Genomic DNA, 16,524 nt, shown 5'->3' with positions numbered 1-16,524 from the left:
GGTGCAAGGGCGCTCGCGGTGCAAGGGCGCTCGCGACGGCGAGGAAGGACATCTATGCGTGACACCGCGGTCCTGATTTTGGCGGCCGGAGCGGGCACCCGGATGAAATCCGCCACCCCGAAGATGCTGCACACGCTGGGTGGCCGCAGCATGCTCGGCCACAGCCTGCACGCCGTGGCGCAGATCGCGCCGAAGCACCTCGTCGTGGTGGTTGGCAAAGATCGCGAACGCGTGGGCCCGGCAGCGCAGCAGATCGGCGAGCAGCTCGGCAGGACGGTCGACATCGCCCTGCAGGAAGAGCAGCGCGGCACCGGGCACGCGGTCGCGTGCGGGATCACGGCGCTACCCGAGGATTTCGACGGCGTCGTCGTCATCACCGCCAGCGACGTCCCGCTGCTGAACTCCGAGACGCTGGCCGAGCTGGTTGCCGCCCACCAAGCCGAGCCCGCGGCGGCCACGCTCCTGACGACCACACTGGCCGACCCGACCGGCTATGGACGAATCCTGCGCAGCACCGACGGCGAGGTGCTCGCCATCATCGAACAGGCCGACGCCACCGAGTCCCAGAAGATGATCACCGAGGTCAACGCCGCGGTTTATGCGTTCGACATCGGCGCGCTGCGTTCGGCACTGAGCAGACTGCGCTCCGACAACGCCCAGCAGGAGCTCTACCTGACCGACGCGATCGCCCTCATCCGCGGCGACGGCGGCCACGTGCGGGCTAAGCACATCGACGATTCGGCACTGGTCGCCGGCGTCAACGACCGCGTTCAGCTGGCCGAACTGGCCGGCGTGCTGAACCGCCGCATCGTCGCGGCGCATCAGCGCAACGGGGTGACGGTGATCGACCCGGCAACGACCTGGATCGACATCGACGTGACCATCGGCCGCGACACCGTCATTCGCCCGAACACCCAACTGCTCGGCGCGACCACCGTCGGGGACCGCTGCGAGATCGGGCCCGACACCACGCTGACCGACGTCGCCGTCGGAGACGGTGCCCAGGTGATCCGCACCCACGGCAGCTCCTCGACGATCGGCGCGGACGCCGTCGTCGGCCCCTTCACCTATCTGCGTCCCGGGACAGCGCTCGGCGTGTCCGCCAAGCTCGGCGCGTTCGTCGAAACCAAGAACGCCACCATCGGAACCGGCACCAAAGTGCCGCACCTGACCTACGTCGGCGACGCCGACATCGGCGAGCACAGCAACATCGGCGCCTCCAGCGTGTTCGTCAACTACGACGGAGAAACAAAGAGCCGCACCACGATCGGCTCCCACGTGCGCACCGGGTCCGACACCATGTTCGTGGCGCCCGTCACCGTCGGCGACGGCGCCTACACCGGCGCGGGCACCGTCGTTCGCGAAGATGTGCCCCCTGGCGCGCTCGCCGTTTCGGCCGGTCCGCAGCGCAACATCGAGGGCTGGGTGCAACGAAAGCGACCCGGCAGTGCTGCAGCAGAGGCCGCGGCGCGAGCAGCGAAGGCGGCCGAGCCGGAAAAGCCTCGAGCTACCAGCGAGTAGCATTCGGTCGCCGTTTGTTGGCATTCTGGTAACCCGCCAGCGTATGAACGTCAGCGCTACGTACGATGACCCGAGAATCGACACCCGACCGCCGAGGGCAGACCGTGAGTCACGACTGGACCGACAACCGCAAGAACCTGATGCTCTTCTCGGGTCGGGCGCACCCTGAACTCGCCGAGCAGGTCGCCAAGGAACTCGACGTGGCGGTCACTGCACAGACCGCCAGGGACTTCGCCAACGGTGAGATCTTCGTCCGCTTCGACGAGTCCGTCCGCGGCTGCGACGCCTTCGTGCTGCAGAGCCATCCCTGGCCGCTCAATCAGTGGCTGATGGAACAGCTGCTCATGATCGACGCGCTCAAGCGCGGCAGCGCGAAGCGGATCACGGCGATCCTGCCGTTCTATCCCTATGCGCGACAGGACAAGAAGCACCGCGGGCGTGAGCCGATCTCCGCGCGCCTTGTTGCCGACCTGCTCAAGACCGCTGGCGTGGATCGCATCGTCACCGTCGACCTGCACACCGACCAGATTCAGGGCTTCTTCGACGGGCCGGTGGATCACATGCGCGCCCAGAAGCTGCTGACCGGCTACATCGCCGAGAACTACGCCGATCACGACATGGTGGTCGTCTCCCCCGACTCCGGCCGCGTGCGCGTCGCCGAGAAGTGGGCAGACTCTCTGGGCGGTGTGCCGCTGGCCTTCATCCACAAGACCCGCGATCCCCTGGTGCCCAACCAGGTCAAGTCCAACCGCGTCGTCGGCGACGTCAAGGGCAGGACGTGCATCCTCACCGACGACATGATCGACACCGGCGGCACCATCGCCGGAGCCGTGCGGCTGCTCAAGGAGGACGGGGCGGCCGACGTCGTCATCGCCGCCACCCACGGCGTGTTGTCCGACCCGGCGCGCGAACGGCTTGCCGACAGCGGCGCGCGTGAAGTCATCGTCACCAACACGCTGCCGATCGGCGAGGACAAGATGTTCCCGCAGCTGACCGTGCTCTCGATCGCGCCACTGCTGGCCAACACCATCCGCGCGGTCTTCGAGAACGGCTCCGTGACAGGACTTTTCGACGGATCGGCCTAATACCGACGAGCGCTTGCGCGAGGAGATATGACTTTGGCGCGGATCTTGCACAACCCGAAATGCTCGACGTCGCGCAAGACCCTGGAGTTGTTGCGCGACAACGGAGTCGAACCGGAGATCGTGCTGTACCTCAAGACGCCGCCGTCGCGCGCCGAGCTGACGACGATGATCTCCGAGGCGGGCATTGACGTTCGGGCGGCGGTACGCAAGCGCGAATCACTCTACGGCGAGCTGGATCTCGCGTCGGCCTCCGACGACGAACTCCTGGACGCGATGGCCGAGCATCCGATCCTGATCGAGCGGCCGTTCGTCATCACCGACAAAGGCACGCGGCTGGCCCGGCCCATCGACAACGTCCGAGAGATTCTGTGACTGTTCGCCTGCGGCTGGCCGTGACCGCGGCGGCGGCAGTGGTCATGACCGGGTGTGCGACCGAAACGCCTGACTACCAATCGGTTTGGTCGACAACCACCGCGCCGCCCACGACCACGACTGACGCGTCGACGCCGCCGAAATCGATCGCGGCGTTCCTGGAGGAATCGGGTGTCGGCGGGCAACCCGTCGCCCCGGACAAGCTGACCGACTTGACGGTGTCGATACCCACGCCGGCCGGCTGGCAGCCCTACATGAACACCAACTTGGCTCCCGGCACCCGGACGATCGCCAAAGGCGACACCTATCCCATGGCCATGCTGATGGTGTTCGAGCTCGACGGTGATTTCGACGTCACGCAAGCCTTGAGCCACGCCAATGCCGACGCCCAGATGTCGGAGAATTTCCGGGAGCTCAACACCTCAGCGGAGCCGTTCAACGGATTTCCGTCGTCGATGATCGAGGGCAGCTACGACCTCAACGGCTCCAGGATGCACAGCTACAACCGCATCGTCATCGCCACCGGCGCACCGCCGAAGGCTCAGCGCTACCTCATCCAGTTCACCGTCACCGGGTACGCGGACAAAGCCGCCGAGGAAGCACCCGACATCGAGACCATCATCAAAGGGTTCACCGTCAAGCTTCCGTGACGTTCGCTGACCGGCCATCCCCGCGTTGAGTTCGTCCACCGGATACGCCAGCAGATCCCGTTACTGTGTGGGCTATGAGCGACTGGACCGCCGCGGACCTGCCTTCGTTCGCCGGGCGCACCGTCGTCGTGACCGGTGCCAACAGCGGACTCGGGCTGGTGACCGCCCGCGAGCTCGCCCGGGTCGGCGCGCGGACGATCCTTGCGGTGCGCGACCTCGACAAGGGCAACGCCGCCGCGGCCGGCATGACCGGCGACGTGCACGTACGCCACCTCGATCTGCAGGATCTGGGGTCGGTGCAGTCGTTCGCCGAGGGCTTTTCCGGTCCTGATGACCGGGTGGACGTGCTGGTGAACAACGCCGGCATCATGGCGGTGCCGTTCGCGCTGACAGCCGACGGTTTCGAGAGTCAGATCGGCACCAACCACCTCGGGCACTTCGCACTGACCAACCTGCTGCTGCCCAAGATCACCGATCGTGTCGTGACCGTCTCGTCGATGATGCATCTGATCGGCTACGTCAGCCTCAAAGATCTCAACTGGAAGTCCCGGCCGTATCTTGCGTGGCCCGCCTACGGTCAATCCAAGCTGGCCAACCTGCTGTTCACCAGCGAACTGCAGCGCCGGCTCAGCCTCGCCGGGTCCCCTGTGAGATCTCTCGCGGCCCACCCCGGGTACTCCGCGACCAACCTGCAGGGACAAACGGGCAACCGGTTCGGGACCCGCATCTGGGACGCCGGCAACCGGCTGTTCGCCACCGACGCCGACTTCGGAGCCAGGCAGACGCTGTATGCGGTGTCTCAGGAGCTGCCCGGCGACACCTTCGTCGGGCCGAAATACTCCATGCGCGGTCCTACGGTGGCGCACTGGCGCAGCCCGCTGGCACGTGACCGCGCGCGGGCCACCGCGCTGTGGACGCTGTCCGAGCAGCTCACGGGTGCCGACTTCCCGCTGTGATTTTCAGCTGAGCAGGGGTTTGCGCTACCCTTGCGGACGCGTCACGGCGAGGGTGACCTGCATCGGCTTTTCAGCAGGACACCGTTATCGACGGGAATCGACACTTGATGTGTGACCCCTGGCCGTGCCCGAGAACCGACCACCGGCACAGGAGCGACACACATGGCGAAGAACGCCCCCAACAATCTCAAGGCTGCCGTCCGCAGCGCTACCGGTAAGGGTGCCTCCCGTCGCGCCCGCCGCGACGGCCGCGTTCCCGTGGTCCTCTACGGCCACGGCACCGACCCCCAGCACCTCGAGCTCAACGGCCACGACTTCGCCGCCGTGCTGCGTAACGCGGGCACCAACGCCGTGTTGACGCTCGATATCGACGGCACGGAGCAACTCGCGCTGACTAAGGCAATCGAGATCCACCCGATCCGCCGCAACATCCAGCACGCCGACCTGCTCGTCGTGCGCCGCGGCGAGAAGGTGACCGTCGAGGTCACCGTCATCGTCGAAGGTGACGCCGCACCGGGCACTCTGGTCACCCAGGATGCCAACGCGATCGAGATCGAGGCGGACGTCCAGTCCATCCCCGAGCAGCTCACCGTGTCCGTCGAAGACGCCACCGAGGGGACCCAGATCCTGGCCGGACAGGTGGAGCTGCCCGGCGGCGTGACGCTGGTGTCCGATCCCGAGTTGCTGGTCGTCAACGTCGTCACCGCGCCCACTGAGGAAGACCTCGAGGCCGAGGGCGCCGGCGAGGAAGGCGAAGCGGCCGAGGAGCCCGAAGCGGCCGAGGGCGAGGGCGGCGAGGAAGCCGCCGCCGAGTCCGACTCCGAGTAGGCGAATCGCGTAATGGCCGAACCCGTGCTGGTGGTCGGCCTGGGCAACCCCGGACCGCAGTACGCCACAACCCGGCACAACCTGGGGTTCCTCGTGGCCGACGTGCTCGCCGATCGCATGGGCGAAAAGTTCAAGGCGCACAAGCGCTCTGGCGCAGACGTCGCCACCGGACGGCTTGCGGGCCGTCCGGTGGTGCTCGCCAAACCGCGGGTCTACATGAACGAGTCGGGTCGCCAGGTCGGTCCGTTGGCGAAGTTCTACTCCGTCGCCCCTGCGGACGTCGTGATCATCCACGACGAACTCGACATCGATTTCGGCCGGATCAGGCTTAAGTCCGGCGGCGGTGTCGCAGGCCACAACGGCCTGCGTTCTGTCGCTTCAGCCTTGGGCGGCAACGACTTTCAGCGCGTCAGGGTCGGCATCGGCCGACCGCCCGGCCAGAAGTCGGGCGCCAGTTTCGTACTGGAGAACTTCAACTCCAAAGAACGCCCGGAACTGGGCACCATCGTCGAGCTGGCCGCCGACGCCACCGAGCTCCTGGTCGAACTCGGCGTCGAACCGGCGCAGAACATCGTGCACGCCTGGAGCTGAACAGCCCTACCAGGTCAGGACGATCCCCGGTCCCCGGCGGTTGTAGCCGCGCGGAATCGTGTCGGCCACATTCGGCGCCCGGGTACCCGGAACCGCCTTGATGGACACGCTCCCACTCGTCTCGCATCTGGTTAAGCTGCCGGCCTCCTTACAGGTGGCCTGCGCGCCGGCCACCGGAGCGACCATCAACGCGGCCGCTACTACGCTGGGCGCCAACAGAATTCTCACGTAACGCCCACAACTGCTCATGTCACTCCTCACGGGCACGATCCCGCGAGAACACGGGCACTCGGGTCGAGAACCAGATTCGCACGCGCAACATTGGCGAATGCATCGTCACGCGCCGCTTCGATGGTTGCCCCGGCACCGCCCGAGACGATGCCACTGCCGTCGTCGGCTCCGACTGAGACCACGCAGAAGACGTCGTTGGTCACTTCGTCGCTACTGCATTGCTCGGCGCCGGTGCTCTGGCAGGCTGCCACCACCGCAGCCGATGCCGCATCGTTGGTCGGACCCGAGGCCGAGAAACCGACGAGCAACCCGTCCATGACTCCGGACCCCACGGCCCGCGAGATATCACCACCCGTGACGACCCCACCGGGCCCGCCTGCCCACGAGATCGCCGCCGTCACCACCATCACGGTGAGGCCGGTTGCCGAGGCCATTCCCATCCGAACACCGAAACGCCACGCGATTGTGGTCATCCTGCCCCTTTCTTGAGAAGGATTCGACCGTCATCATAGGGTCCGGGCTGACACGCCACTGTGGAATCCGCCGCTTTCCCCGGACTGCTCAAAGGCGGCGGATTCCGCTGTCGACCCTCTTGACCGGCTTGTGGGGATAGCGTTTCGTAGCGTGCGCTTCGGCATCGGAACCTGGTAGTACGTAAAGAGTTTCGCGCTTTTCCTGAAGCGGTTTCAACACCAGGTCCATGAACCCCTTGCGGTCTTCGAGGTAGGGCTCGATGACCTCTTCACCGGCCGGGCATACCGCCAGGCAGTAGGCCGCCTTGTAATTGGGCTTGAACGACAGGCTCTGCCACATCGATAGGTTTTCCGAATCGGTGACGCGGGACCGGAAGTCCTCGGCGTCGGCGCTGTCGGCGATGGTCTGCACCCAGTCGGTGAAGCCGCCCATGAACTCGCGATAGTTGTGCACCGAGCACGCAAAGAAGTCGAAGTCGCCGTTTTTCTTGATGGCCCCGACCGGGCATGCCGACACACACAGCTTGCATTCCAGACACGGCGAATAGTCCAGCGGCGCATCGTATTCGCTGATCTCGGAGGCGACCAGGACGGTGCCGAGCAGGATGAAGTTGCCGAACTTCGGGTGGATCACGTTGCGGTGGATGCCCATCGCGCCCATGCCCGCTGCGACCGCGACGGGCTTGTGTGCAACTACCCAGATCCGGCCGGGAAACTGGTCCATCTCCATGGGGAACGTCGCCGACGGATTGACGACGCGGTGACCCGCGTCCTGGAGCACCCGGGTGATCCGGTGGGCGGCCTCGTTCATGAGTTCGCCGCTGCGGTGGAACTCCTGGTTGGCGACACTGCGCGCGATCGAGCGGACATTGTCACGGTTCATCTTGACCACGAGCGAGATGTAGCTCACCGCCCCGGGCAGCGCCGCCTCGACGTGGGGCAGTTCGGAGGTCAGCTCGGGGTCGTCGACTCGGGCGAAACCGACGTCGTCGACACCGGCCTCCAGGCAGACTTTTCGCAGCCAGTCGGCATCGATGGCGCCCGGAGCGGGCGTCGGACGGGACCGCACCGCGCGCACGGTCGGATGGTCGGCCAATCGGCTCGGCAGCTTCTCCACATAGCTGAGTATAGCTTGCAAGACTCAGCTGGACCGTTAAGAATCCGTTTGGAACGGCGGCACTGCCCGATCCGAGGCGTAGACCTGAGACATGCACAGCACACGGCCGACAACCATGCGCCAGGCGTGGGAACGGACGGTCCGCGGGGACCGCCGCTGGGGTTCGTTGGCCATCCACGCCGACCGCATGGGTGTCACCCGCTACCGGCTCGTGATGTATCCGCCTGGGATTACCGACGCCGAGCGCCGCGACGTGAGGATTGCGCGGGGCTGGCCGGTCTGGGGGCTGATGTTGTGGCTGGGTTGTGAGATCGTGCTCGCCCACCGGATCGGGCCGTGGACTGCGCTGGCGGTGTCGACGGCCGCGGTTCTGGTTGCTGGAGTGATCGCGAGGATCCGCGCAGGAAGGCAATATTCACGAGTGCGCTCGATGACCGTCGCTGTGCTGGCGGGTTATCGCGACGACGACGCGGCAGCGGCCCGCGTGCGTCTCGTCACGCTGGCTGCCGAAGTACTCGAGGCCGATCAGCGTCTCGAGCGCGGCGATATCACCCCGGCCGCTCACGAAGCTGTGTGGTGGAGCGTCTACGACCGGCTGCCCGCGCGCTCGGTGTCGACCGGCTAGTCCGCGGTTCTGCGCTTGTAGGCGTACAGCGCGAACGGCGCGAACAGCGCCGTCAGCGCCAGCGACCACAGGATCGTCGACAGCACCGGATAGTGCAGCGGCAGCTGGGCGCTCTCAGGCGCGGGACCGCCATTGCCCCACAGTTCCCTCATCGCCTGCGCCAGTGACGACACCGGGTTCCACTCGGCGATCACCCGCAGCCAGCGCGGCATCGGCTCTGTGGGCACAAACGTGTTGGCAAGGAAGGTGATCGGAAACAGCACCGTGAACATCACGCCGTTGACCGCCTCGACGGTGCGCATCAGCGATCCCACGAGAACGCCGAACCAGATCATCCCGAAGCCGAACACCAGCAGAAGGACGAACGCCAGGATCGCCTCCCCCACGCCGTTACGAATCCGCCAGCCGATGGCCAGGCCCGTCACCGCCATCACGAGCACCCCCAGCGACGAGTGGATGACACTGGCGATGCTGCGGCCGATCAGCACTGAGGACCGAGAGATCGGCAGCGACCGGAAGCGGTCGATGATGCCCTTCTCGACGTCGGCGGTGATTCCCGCCGCCACTACGAAGGCCGAGAACACGATGGTCTGCGCCTGGATGCCCGGTAGCAGGAACTCCCGGTACGACGCGCCTCCGGTGTTGGTGATCGACGCGCCGAATACGAACGCGAACAACAGCACGAACATGATCGGCTGCGCCGTGACGTCGCTGAGCATCTCCGGCATGCGCTTGGTATGGATCATGTTGCGTTTCACCATGATCCAGGACTGCTGAGCCAGATTGGTGCGATGCGTGGTGACCGGTTCGGGCCGCACCGACGTGGTGGCGTGCGTTTCGAGCGCCGTCATGCGCTGAGCTCCTCGTTGTCTTCGGTGCGGTGCCCGGTGAGGGTCAGGAACACATCGTCGAGGCTGGGTCTGCTCAAACCGATGTCGTCGACGGTGATTCCGGCGTCGCGCAGCCAGCCCGCCACCTGGATCATGTCGTCCAGACCGTCCGCGGACGCCGTCAGCCTGCGGGCTCCCACGTCGACGAACACGTCGGCCCCCGTCCTCGCCAACAGGGCGCGGGCGGACTCGAGGTCGGCTGCGTCGGCCACGGTCACGACCAGACTGGCCCGTCCGGCCTGCTGTTTGAGTTCCAGCGGAGAGCCCTCGGCGATGATGCGGCCGCGGTCGATCACCACGATGTTGTCGGCAAGCTGATCGGCTTCCTCCAAGTACTGGGTGGTCAGCAGCAGTGTGGTGCCTTGGGCCACCAGGTCGCGCAGCACGTCCCACAGTTCGCTGCGGCTGCGGGGATCCAGCCCCGTCGTCGGCTCGTCGAGGAAGAGCACCGGCGGCGAGGCGAGCAGACTCACTGCGAGGTCGAGTCGGCGACGCATCCCCCCGGAGTAGGACCGCACCACGCGGTCGCCCGCATCGGCGAGGGAGAACTGGTGCAGCAGCCGATCGCAGATGCCCTTTAGGTCTTTGCGCCGGACACCGAGAAGCCCGCCGATCATCCGGATGTTCTCGCGGCCGGTCAGCAGCTCGTCGACGGTCGCGACCTGACCCGTCAGCCCCATGTGGCGGCGCACCTCGTCGGGCTGGGTGACAACGTCGAACCCAGCGACCCGCGCTGTTCCGCTGGTGGGCTCCGTCAAGGTCGTCATCATCCGCACGGTCGTCGTCTTGCCTGCACCGTTCGGGCCGAGCAAGCCGAGCACGGTCCCCGGAGGAACGGCGAAGCTGACACCGCCGACAGCGGTCTCGTCTCCGAACCTCTTCACCAGATCGATCGCTTCGATCGCGGGAGGGGTTGGCATGGCTTCGACGCTACGGGCCACCCCTGACATGAGCCAATCGATTATCGGCCGTCACCGTTGCGCTCGACAGTCACGAGCGTGCGCGAAATGCCAATGATCGCGGCGTGTCTGCGTGCAGACCCGCGCGCTCGCGGTGCGAGTGCTGCCCGTGCGGCCCGGGTTAGGTGACCAGTGAGACCGAGGTGGAGCGGCGCAACTTGCCCGACGAGGTCTTCGGGATGCTGCCGGGGCCGAGCACCACGACGTTGCGGGGACGCACGTCGACCTCGGCGACGACCTCATGCGCGACCTGATGCTCGATGCGGCGCACCTCGACCGGGTCCTGCCAGTTGTTGGACTCCACCGCGACGGCGAACGTCTCGCGCGAGTGTCCGGCGTCCAGGCGCACCGCGACGGCACAGCCGGGGCGCACACCCTCGACACGGCCCGCGGCGCGCTCGATGTCGGTCGGGTAGATGTTGCGGCCGGCCATGATGATGACGTCCTTCACGCGACCGCAGACGACGACGTTGCCTTCCTCGGTGATGTAGCCGAGGTCGCCGGTGTCGTACCAACCGTGCTCGTCCTGAGCCGGGATGAACCCGCCCATCGTCATGTAGCCGGGCGTCACGCATTCGCCGCGCAGCTCGATGACGCCGACCCCGCGGGGTGGCATCACGTTGCCGTGGTCGTCGATGACGCGCGCCTCCAGATCGGTCAGCAGCGGGCCCAGCTCAGCCAGCCGCTTGGTGTGGCCCTTGGTCGCGGGAACCGCGCGGCGCAGCGCAGCCAGCAGGTCGGCGTCGACTTCATCGACGGTCAGGCCCTGCCCGCACGGGGAGAAAGACACCGCCAGCGTGGTCTCGGCCATGCCGTAGGCCGGCAGGATCGCACCGGGGTCCAGCCCGAACGGCTTACCTGCATCGAGCAGGTCCTCGACATCGGCCGGCTCCACCGGCTCGGCGCCGGACAGCGCGAACCGCAGGGTGGACAGATCGAACTCGCCCGGCTTGGCCTGGCGGCGCAACCGCTTCGCGAACAGTGCGTACGCAAAGTTCGGGGCCGCGGTCATCGTGCCCTTGTACTTGTCGATCAGCTTGGCCCACAGCAGCGTGTCGCGCAGGAAGTCCATCGGGGTGACCTTGACGAGCTCGGCGCCGAAATACATCGGGATGGTCAGGAAGCCGACCATGCCCATGTCGTGGAAGCACGGCAGCCAGCTCACCATGACGTCCTTGTCGACGTCGTACTGGGCGCCGATGAACATCGCCTCGGCGTTCGAGTGGATGTTGCGGTGCGTGATCTGCACGGCTTTAGGAGAACCAGTAGATCCGGACGTTAATTGCATCAACGCCAGGTCGTCTTCACCGACCTCGATCGGGTCGATGGGCTCGCAGGCCAGCAGGTCGGTGACGGTCAGGACCTTGATGCCCTTCTCCTCCAGCACGGGGATCGCGACGAGGAAAGGCTCGGACACGATGACGGCCTTGGCCTCAATCATGCCGATGACGTTCATGGTGTCCTCGGCCCAGACCACGAGGTCGGTGCGCGGGGTCGGCTGGTGCAGCATCGTCAGGCTGGCGCCGCGCATCCACAGACCTTGAGCGGTTGGTGCGATCTCGACGGGGAACCCGGCCAGTACGCCGACGGCGTCGCCGTGGCCCACTCCGGCCGCGGCCAGGCCACCGGCGATGCGCCGCGCCCGCTCGTGCACCTCGGCCCAGGTGTGACGGACGGGCTCATACGGCTCGCCTGTCACCATGCCCCGATCGGTGGTGCGGGCATTCAGGTACATCTTTTCGGTGAATCTGCTCACGACGACCTCCTCGCCGACATCTGCCCCGGTGCACATGCCCGTTTGCCATGCTCCGCCTGATCAGCGGCCTTTTCATGGAGGCGCGCACACTTTTGGGGAGCGGTTGTGTCTCGAATCGGTGATGTTTCGCAAACTCGGCCGGACGCGATGCGGATCCCGTTCGCCACCCCGCCGGCTCCGCCGGTGGGGCAACTTGTTGCGTGAACTACTCGACCGCTAGCTCTCACCGTCGCTCATCTTAAGCAACTCTTAAGTAGCTGCCAAACTCGCGCGAGTTTTGAGGCGTGCGTCACACCTGTTCGTGATCGCGCCTTGACCTGTCAGCCGGTGGCTGACGGGCTCGGCACCACGCGTGCCCCCTGCACCGGACCGCTTGCCACCCTGACGGTGCGGCACACGCCCGCGCCTGCCAATTCGGTGCCGACGTCGACCGCGGCTCCCGCCGAGGTGCACAGGAAAGCACAGGTGGGACCCGATCCGGACACCACGCCCGCGAGGGCGCCCGCCTCGACACCGGCCCGCAGTGTGCGACGCAGCGCCGAATCCAGGCTCAGCGCCGCGGGCTGTAGGTCGTTGCCGAGCAGCGGTGCCAGCTGAGCCGGGTCCCCCGACGCCAGCGCCGCCAGCACCGGCTCTGGCGATTCCAGGCGCGGGGGAAGCGTGCGGTCCCCTTCGGCGCGCAGCCGGTCGATCTCGGCGAACACCGCGGGGGTGGACAGTTCGCCCGGCGAGAACGCCAGCACCCAATGAAAGGTGTTGCGCGCCAACACCGTCGCCAGCTCCTCCCCCCGGCCGGTACCGAGCGCGGTGCCCCCGTGGAGAGCGAACGGCACATCGCTGCCGAGCTGAGCGGCCAGCGCGTGCAGATCACGCCGCGGCACGCCGAGCTCCCACAGGTGGTTCATCGCCACCAGCACCGCGGCCGCGTCGGCGCTGCCGCCGGCCATACCCCCGGCCACCGGGATCGTCTTCTCGATCGATATCGCGACGTCGGGGGCGCGGCCGACGTGGTCGGCCAGCAGCTCGGCGGCGCGCCATGCCAGGTTGCGGTGGTCTGTCGGCAGGGATTCGGCGCCCTCTCCGGAGATGTCCAGCGACAGCACATCGGCGGTTCGCACGGTCACCTCGTCGAGCAGCGACACTGCATGAAAGACGGTCGTCAGCTCGTGGTAGCCGTCGTCGCGAACGTCGCCGACGTCCAGATAGAGGTTGACCTTGCCGGGCACGCGGACCGTGACCGAGCCGGAAGGAACCCAGTCTGGTGCAGTATTACCGTCTCGCGCGGACACTCGAACGACACTAATCCCGCAGCGACACCTCGTGCATTCCAGGCGTAGTCGGGGTGTCGCCCCGCGACGGCAGCGGGTGCCGACACAAAACCGGCCCCGGCGAGCAGCCGGGGCCGGTTTAGTGAAATCAGCGGCGGATCAGACCGTCAAGCCCTGCGAATCATCGCCGACATCGACCGGCTCGAGCTCCTCAGGATTCTCGGTCTTGGGGACGACGTGCCAGTCGGCGCTGCGCTGCAGCAGCCGGACGAAGTCGTTGATGCTCAGCGTCTCACCACGAAGGGCCGGATTGATGCTGGCGGCGAGGAGTCGGCTGGCCGACTCGTTGCCCGAACCCGCCCATTCGGCGAACGCATTGCGCACGGTCTTTCGGCGCTGCGAGAAGGCGATGTCGATGAGCTCGAAGACCTGCTCGCGGAACTGGGCGTCCGTCGGCCACGGAGAGGTCTCGTAGCGGTCGATACGCACCAGGCCCGAATACACCCGAGGGATAGGCCAGAACACTGTCGGGGACACCATGCCGTAGCGGCGCACGTTCCCGAAGAACCGAATCTTGGCGCTGGGCACGCCGTAGTCCTTGCCGCCCGGCTCGGCGGCGAGGCGCTCGGCGACCTCGGCCTGCACCATCACCATGACGGTCCGGATCGACGGGAACTCGGCCAGCAGGTGCAGCAGGGCCGGCACCGCGACGTTGTACGGCAGGTTGGCCACCAGCGCGGTGGGCATGTCGGTGAGGTCCGACTGCTTGAAGGTCAGGATGTCCCTGTTCAGGACGGTAAGCCGATTGGCCTCGCTGTGCGAGTGGTCAGCAATGGTCGTCGGCAACTGGTTGGCCAGAACCGGATCGATCTCCACCGCGGTGACCCGCGCGCCCCGATCCAGCAGCGCCAGCGTCAACGAGCCCAGCCCGGGACCGACCTCAAGCACATGATCGGAGCGGTTGATGCTGGACGCGGAGACGATGCGACGCACCGTGTTCGCGTCGTGAACGAAGTTCTGACCGAAAGACTTTCTTGGCCTGAAGTCAATTGACTTAGCCAGATGCCGAATTTCAGTTCTCCCCAGCAGCCGTATTGTCACGACGCACCGATCCTCCCACTACAGGTCGGCCACGCTCCCCAACCTTGGCGCGCCCGAGTTACCTCAGCAATCGCGATCTGCTCTTCTCTTGTTGCCAGATCTGCTCGCTGAGCATACCTCAGACCACCGTTGCGCTCCCAGGTGTTTTGATCAAATTGGACGCCACCAAAATAGCCATTGCCGGTATTGATGGCCCAATTACCTCCGGCTTCGCACCGCGCGAGGGCGTCCCAGGTGCCTCCGTTGGTCACCGCGGGCACCTCAGTGCCCGGCTTGGCACCCACTCTCAGCACACCGTCACGGGCCGGTGCGATGACGACATTGGCTACTGGCAGCCTTCCGGTTTCCACGCCATTCACCGTCGACACCGCGAAAGTCACGTCCTGGACACCGGGATTTCCGGGATCCTCCACAATTTGGCGGCTCATGTTGAGGGTCATGTCCTCGATGCGCTGATTGTTCGGATTCAGCGGCAATCGTTCGGTGACTTTCGCGATGCGCACACGTGTCACTTTTATGTGCATACCGTTCACAATTGGGCTTGACGGCGAGGGGGTAACTGTGTCTCTTTGCTGTAGCGGCACCCCGGCGGCATCTAGCAGCGCCGCCACATTCGGGGCAGCAAGCCGCACCGTGCGCGTCACGCCGGCATCCTCGATTTGCACGTTTTGCGCGCTGACCACCGGAAGCGCCATGCCGTCCAGCGGCAGACGGCTCCCGCGAGACGCCGCGACGGGCGCTTTGTCGGTCATCTGCAATTGCGCGAGCGCTTCGTCGACGGTCGACGCCGTCGTCCACACCTGCTCGGCGCCGCCACCGTCAGTCGAGATTTCCAGTGGCCTGCTGCGGCGCAGGACGATCGTGTCGGCCTGGTTCACGGGCGCGTCGGCAGCAGGAAACAGGTCGTCGCGCTCGTCGACGTCGAAGCCGTTTTCGGTCACGACATCGATGACGCGCGACTTCATGGTCGACACCGTCATCGACGAGCCGTCGATCGTCAGGGTCACCGTCTTGTGCGCAGCGACAGCTGTGACGCCGGCGAAAGCCAATGCCAGCAAAGTCGCCGCGACGAGAAGTCGCAGCAGGGGCGAGCGCGTCTGATGAAGTTTGGTCAATGCATTCAAAATGTCGTCTATCCCGACTTAGCCTGGCGCGGGCAGCGTAAAGGTGGGGGTGGCCACCGCGCGATTTATCACAAGACGGTAACGAACAGGTCTAGGTCCAGCAACCCGCCAGCCCGTAAACCCGCATCGCCGTCTCAGAACTCTCCTCGGCGAGAGCCTCGGCAGGCCGGCCGACGAGGTCGGCCAGCGCCCGGACAGTGTATGGGAGGCAGTAGGGCTCGTTCGGCGCGCCGCGAAACGGGTGCGGGGTCAAAAACGGCGCGTCGGTCTCCACCAGGAGCTGTCCGGCCGGGATCAGAGCTGCCGCTTCCCGCAGGTCACGAGCATTTTTGAAACTAACCGTGCCGGACAGACTCAGCAGCCAACCCTCGTCGATACAGGTCCGCGCCATCGCGGCATCCGACGAAAAGCAGTGGAAGATCACAGTCTCGGGGGCGCCTTCGGCGCGCAGCACTTCGAGAACGGCCGCGTCGGCGTCGCGGTTGTGAATCATCAACGGCTTACCGGTGCGCTTGGCCAGGTCGATATGCCACGCGAACGCCTCGCGCTGCTCCTTCGGCTCGGCGCAACCGTCGAGGCGACCCGGCCAGTAGAGGTCCATCCCGGTCTCACCGATCGCGACCACCCGGGGATGCTCGGCGAGCCTTTCGACCACCGTGCGCGCTTCTTGCGTCAGTGCATTGGACCTGGTGGGGTGCAGTGCCACCGCCGCGTAGACGCGCGCATCCCAGTCGGCAGCCTCGGTGACCCACCTCGCAGATTCGAGGTCGTCGGCGATCGTGACGACGGCCTTGACGCCCGCCTGTTCGGCGCGGTCGAGGATCGCATGGACGTCGTCCGCATCGCGGGCGCCGCAGGCGTCGAGGTGGGTGTGCGCGTCGATCAACGGGCCGACAGGTTCGGGAATGGGCGGCGGCTCGCGCTTCTGTGAGGGACTCACCCAAGACACCTTAGGGTTGACGTCGAAATGAGCGAGA

At 66.2% G+C, this 16,524-nt stretch carries 17 protein-coding genes; 8 read left to right on the top strand and 9 right to left on the bottom strand.

Going from position 1 to position 16,524, the window contains the following annotated elements; genetic code table 11:
* Window positions 1-54: 54 nt before the first annotated feature.
* The 7 genes from glmU to pth all read left to right on the top strand — a co-directional run bounded on the left by glmU (window position 55) and on the right by pth (window position 6,003).
* Window positions 55-1,521 carry a bifunctional UDP-N-acetylglucosamine diphosphorylase/glucosamine-1-phosphate N-acetyltransferase GlmU gene (glmU, locus tag AWC12_RS28805; RefSeq protein WP_085178279.1) on the top strand — a complete coding sequence of 489 codons (1,467 nt, stop codon included), beginning with the start codon at window positions 55-57 and terminating at the stop codon, window positions 1,519-1,521.
* Window positions 1,522-1,625: 104 nt separating this feature from the next.
* Complete coding sequence (locus tag AWC12_RS28800; RefSeq protein WP_024448042.1) at window positions 1,626-2,606, top strand: ribose-phosphate diphosphokinase; 981 nt, start codon at window positions 1,626-1,628, stop codon at window positions 2,604-2,606.
* A gap of 27 nt (window positions 2,607-2,633) precedes the next feature.
* Complete coding sequence (gene arsC, locus AWC12_RS28795; protein WP_207576503.1) at window positions 2,634-2,978, top strand: arsenate reductase (glutaredoxin); 345 nt, start codon at window positions 2,634-2,636, stop codon at window positions 2,976-2,978.
* Window positions 2,975-3,628: an LpqN/LpqT family lipoprotein gene (locus AWC12_RS28790; RefSeq protein WP_234814201.1), complete on the top strand. Its 654-nt coding sequence runs from the start codon at window positions 2,975-2,977 to the stop codon at window positions 3,626-3,628. The genes arsC and AWC12_RS28790 overlap by 4 nt, the downstream gene beginning before the upstream one ends.
* Window positions 3,629-3,702: 74 nt before the next feature.
* The gene (locus AWC12_RS28785; RefSeq protein ID WP_085178278.1) at window positions 3,703-4,584 is read left to right on the top strand and encodes an oxidoreductase; all 882 of its coding nucleotides are present in this window, start codon (window positions 3,703-3,705) and stop codon (window positions 4,582-4,584) included.
* A gap of 162 nt (window positions 4,585-4,746) precedes the next feature.
* A complete protein-coding gene (locus tag AWC12_RS28780) occupies window positions 4,747-5,412 on the top strand; it encodes a 50S ribosomal protein L25/general stress protein Ctc (RefSeq protein WP_085178277.1) in 666 nt (221 codons plus the stop codon).
* Window positions 5,413-5,424: 12 nt separating this feature from the next.
* On the top strand, window positions 5,425-6,003 hold the full coding sequence (pth, locus tag AWC12_RS28775) for an aminoacyl-tRNA hydrolase (protein ID WP_085178276.1): 579 nt from the start codon (window positions 5,425-5,427) through the stop codon (window positions 6,001-6,003).
* A 257-nt stretch (window positions 6,004-6,260) separates the two neighbouring features.
* On the opposite strand, the gene AWC12_RS28765 is transcribed toward pth, so the two are convergent.
* Both AWC12_RS28765 and AWC12_RS28760 read right to left on the bottom strand, forming a co-directional pair.
* The gene (locus AWC12_RS28765) at window positions 6,261-6,707 is read right to left on the bottom strand and encodes a hypothetical protein (protein WP_024448047.1); all 447 of its coding nucleotides are present in this window, start codon (window positions 6,705-6,707) and stop codon (window positions 6,261-6,263) included.
* An 88-nt stretch (window positions 6,708-6,795) separates the two neighbouring features.
* Window positions 6,796-7,824: an epoxyqueuosine reductase gene (locus AWC12_RS28760; protein WP_085178275.1), complete on the bottom strand. Its 1,029-nt coding sequence runs from the start codon at window positions 7,822-7,824 to the stop codon at window positions 6,796-6,798.
* Window positions 7,825-7,915: 91 nt separating this feature from the next.
* On the opposite strand from AWC12_RS28760, the gene AWC12_RS28755 reads away from it, so the two are divergent.
* Window positions 7,916-8,449: a DUF6611 family protein gene (locus AWC12_RS28755; protein WP_081660084.1), complete on the top strand. Its 534-nt coding sequence runs from the start codon at window positions 7,916-7,918 to the stop codon at window positions 8,447-8,449.
* On the opposite strand, the gene AWC12_RS28750 is transcribed toward AWC12_RS28755, so the two are convergent.
* From AWC12_RS28750 to AWC12_RS28720, 7 genes are all read right to left on the bottom strand, one after another.
* On the bottom strand, window positions 8,446-9,300 hold the full coding sequence (locus AWC12_RS28750) for an ABC transporter permease (protein ID WP_024448050.1): 855 nt from the start codon (window positions 9,298-9,300) through the stop codon (window positions 8,446-8,448). The two genes, AWC12_RS28755 and AWC12_RS28750, sit on opposite strands and share 4 nt — an antisense overlap.
* The gene (locus tag AWC12_RS28745) at window positions 9,297-10,259 is read right to left on the bottom strand and encodes an efflux ABC transporter ATPase subunit, DrrA-related (RefSeq protein WP_085178305.1); all 963 of its coding nucleotides are present in this window, start codon (window positions 10,257-10,259) and stop codon (window positions 9,297-9,299) included. Before AWC12_RS28745 ends, AWC12_RS28750 begins: the two co-directional genes overlap by 4 nt.
* 160 nt (window positions 10,260-10,419) lie before the next feature.
* On the bottom strand, window positions 10,420-12,054 hold the full coding sequence (locus tag AWC12_RS28740; protein ID WP_024448052.1) for a fatty acyl-AMP ligase: 1,635 nt from the start codon (window positions 12,052-12,054) through the stop codon (window positions 10,420-10,422).
* Between the two features lie 320 nt (window positions 12,055-12,374).
* Window positions 12,375-13,343, bottom strand: a complete 969-nt coding sequence (locus AWC12_RS28735; protein ID WP_024448053.1) for a 4-(cytidine 5'-diphospho)-2-C-methyl-D-erythritol kinase — start codon at window positions 13,341-13,343, stop codon at window positions 12,375-12,377.
* A 138-nt stretch (window positions 13,344-13,481) separates the two neighbouring features.
* Window positions 13,482-14,423, bottom strand: a complete 942-nt coding sequence (rsmA, locus tag AWC12_RS28730; protein WP_024448054.1) for a 16S rRNA (adenine(1518)-N(6)/adenine(1519)-N(6))-dimethyltransferase RsmA — start codon at window positions 14,421-14,423, stop codon at window positions 13,482-13,484.
* Window positions 14,420-15,547 carry a resuscitation-promoting factor gene (locus AWC12_RS28725; protein WP_085178274.1) on the bottom strand — a complete coding sequence of 376 codons (1,128 nt, stop codon included), beginning with the start codon at window positions 15,545-15,547 and terminating at the stop codon, window positions 14,420-14,422. The genes rsmA and AWC12_RS28725 overlap by 4 nt, the downstream gene beginning before the upstream one ends.
* A gap of 91 nt (window positions 15,548-15,638) precedes the next feature.
* Complete coding sequence (locus tag AWC12_RS28720) at window positions 15,639-16,487, bottom strand: TatD family hydrolase (protein ID WP_024448056.1); 849 nt, start codon at window positions 16,485-16,487, stop codon at window positions 15,639-15,641.
* Window positions 16,488-16,524: the final 37 nt, after the last annotated feature.

Source organism: Mycolicibacterium iranicum (genome assembly GCF_002101705.1).
Lineage (GTDB): Bacteria > Actinomycetota > Actinomycetes > Mycobacteriales > Mycobacteriaceae > Mycobacterium > Mycobacterium iranicum.
This window is presented reverse-complemented; position numbering and strand designations above follow the sequence as displayed.

Coding starts and splice junctions, on each gene's coding strand:
- AWC12_RS28765 (WP_024448047.1), bottom strand. CDS start 6,707: ATGACCACAATCGCGTGGCGTTTCGGTGTTCGGATGGGAATGGCCTCG.
- AWC12_RS28780 (WP_085178277.1), top strand. CDS start 4,747: ATGGCGAAGAACGCCCCCAACAATCTCAAGGCTGCCGTCCGCAGCGCT.
- AWC12_RS28750 (WP_024448050.1), bottom strand. CDS start 9,300: ATGACGGCGCTCGAAACGCACGCCACCACGTCGGTGCGGCCCGAACCG.
- AWC12_RS28755 (WP_081660084.1), top strand. CDS start 7,916: ATGCACAGCACACGGCCGACAACCATGCGCCAGGCGTGGGAACGGACG.
- pth (WP_085178276.1), top strand. CDS start 5,425: ATGGCCGAACCCGTGCTGGTGGTCGGCCTGGGCAACCCCGGACCGCAG.
- arsC (WP_207576503.1), top strand. CDS start 2,634: ATGACTTTGGCGCGGATCTTGCACAACCCGAAATGCTCGACGTCGCGC.
- AWC12_RS28745 (WP_085178305.1), bottom strand. CDS start 10,259: ATGCCAACCCCTCCCGCGATCGAAGCGATCGATCTGGTGAAGAGGTTC.
- AWC12_RS28785 (WP_085178278.1), top strand. CDS start 3,703: ATGAGCGACTGGACCGCCGCGGACCTGCCTTCGTTCGCCGGGCGCACC.
- glmU (WP_085178279.1), top strand. CDS start 55: ATGCGTGACACCGCGGTCCTGATTTTGGCGGCCGGAGCGGGCACCCGG.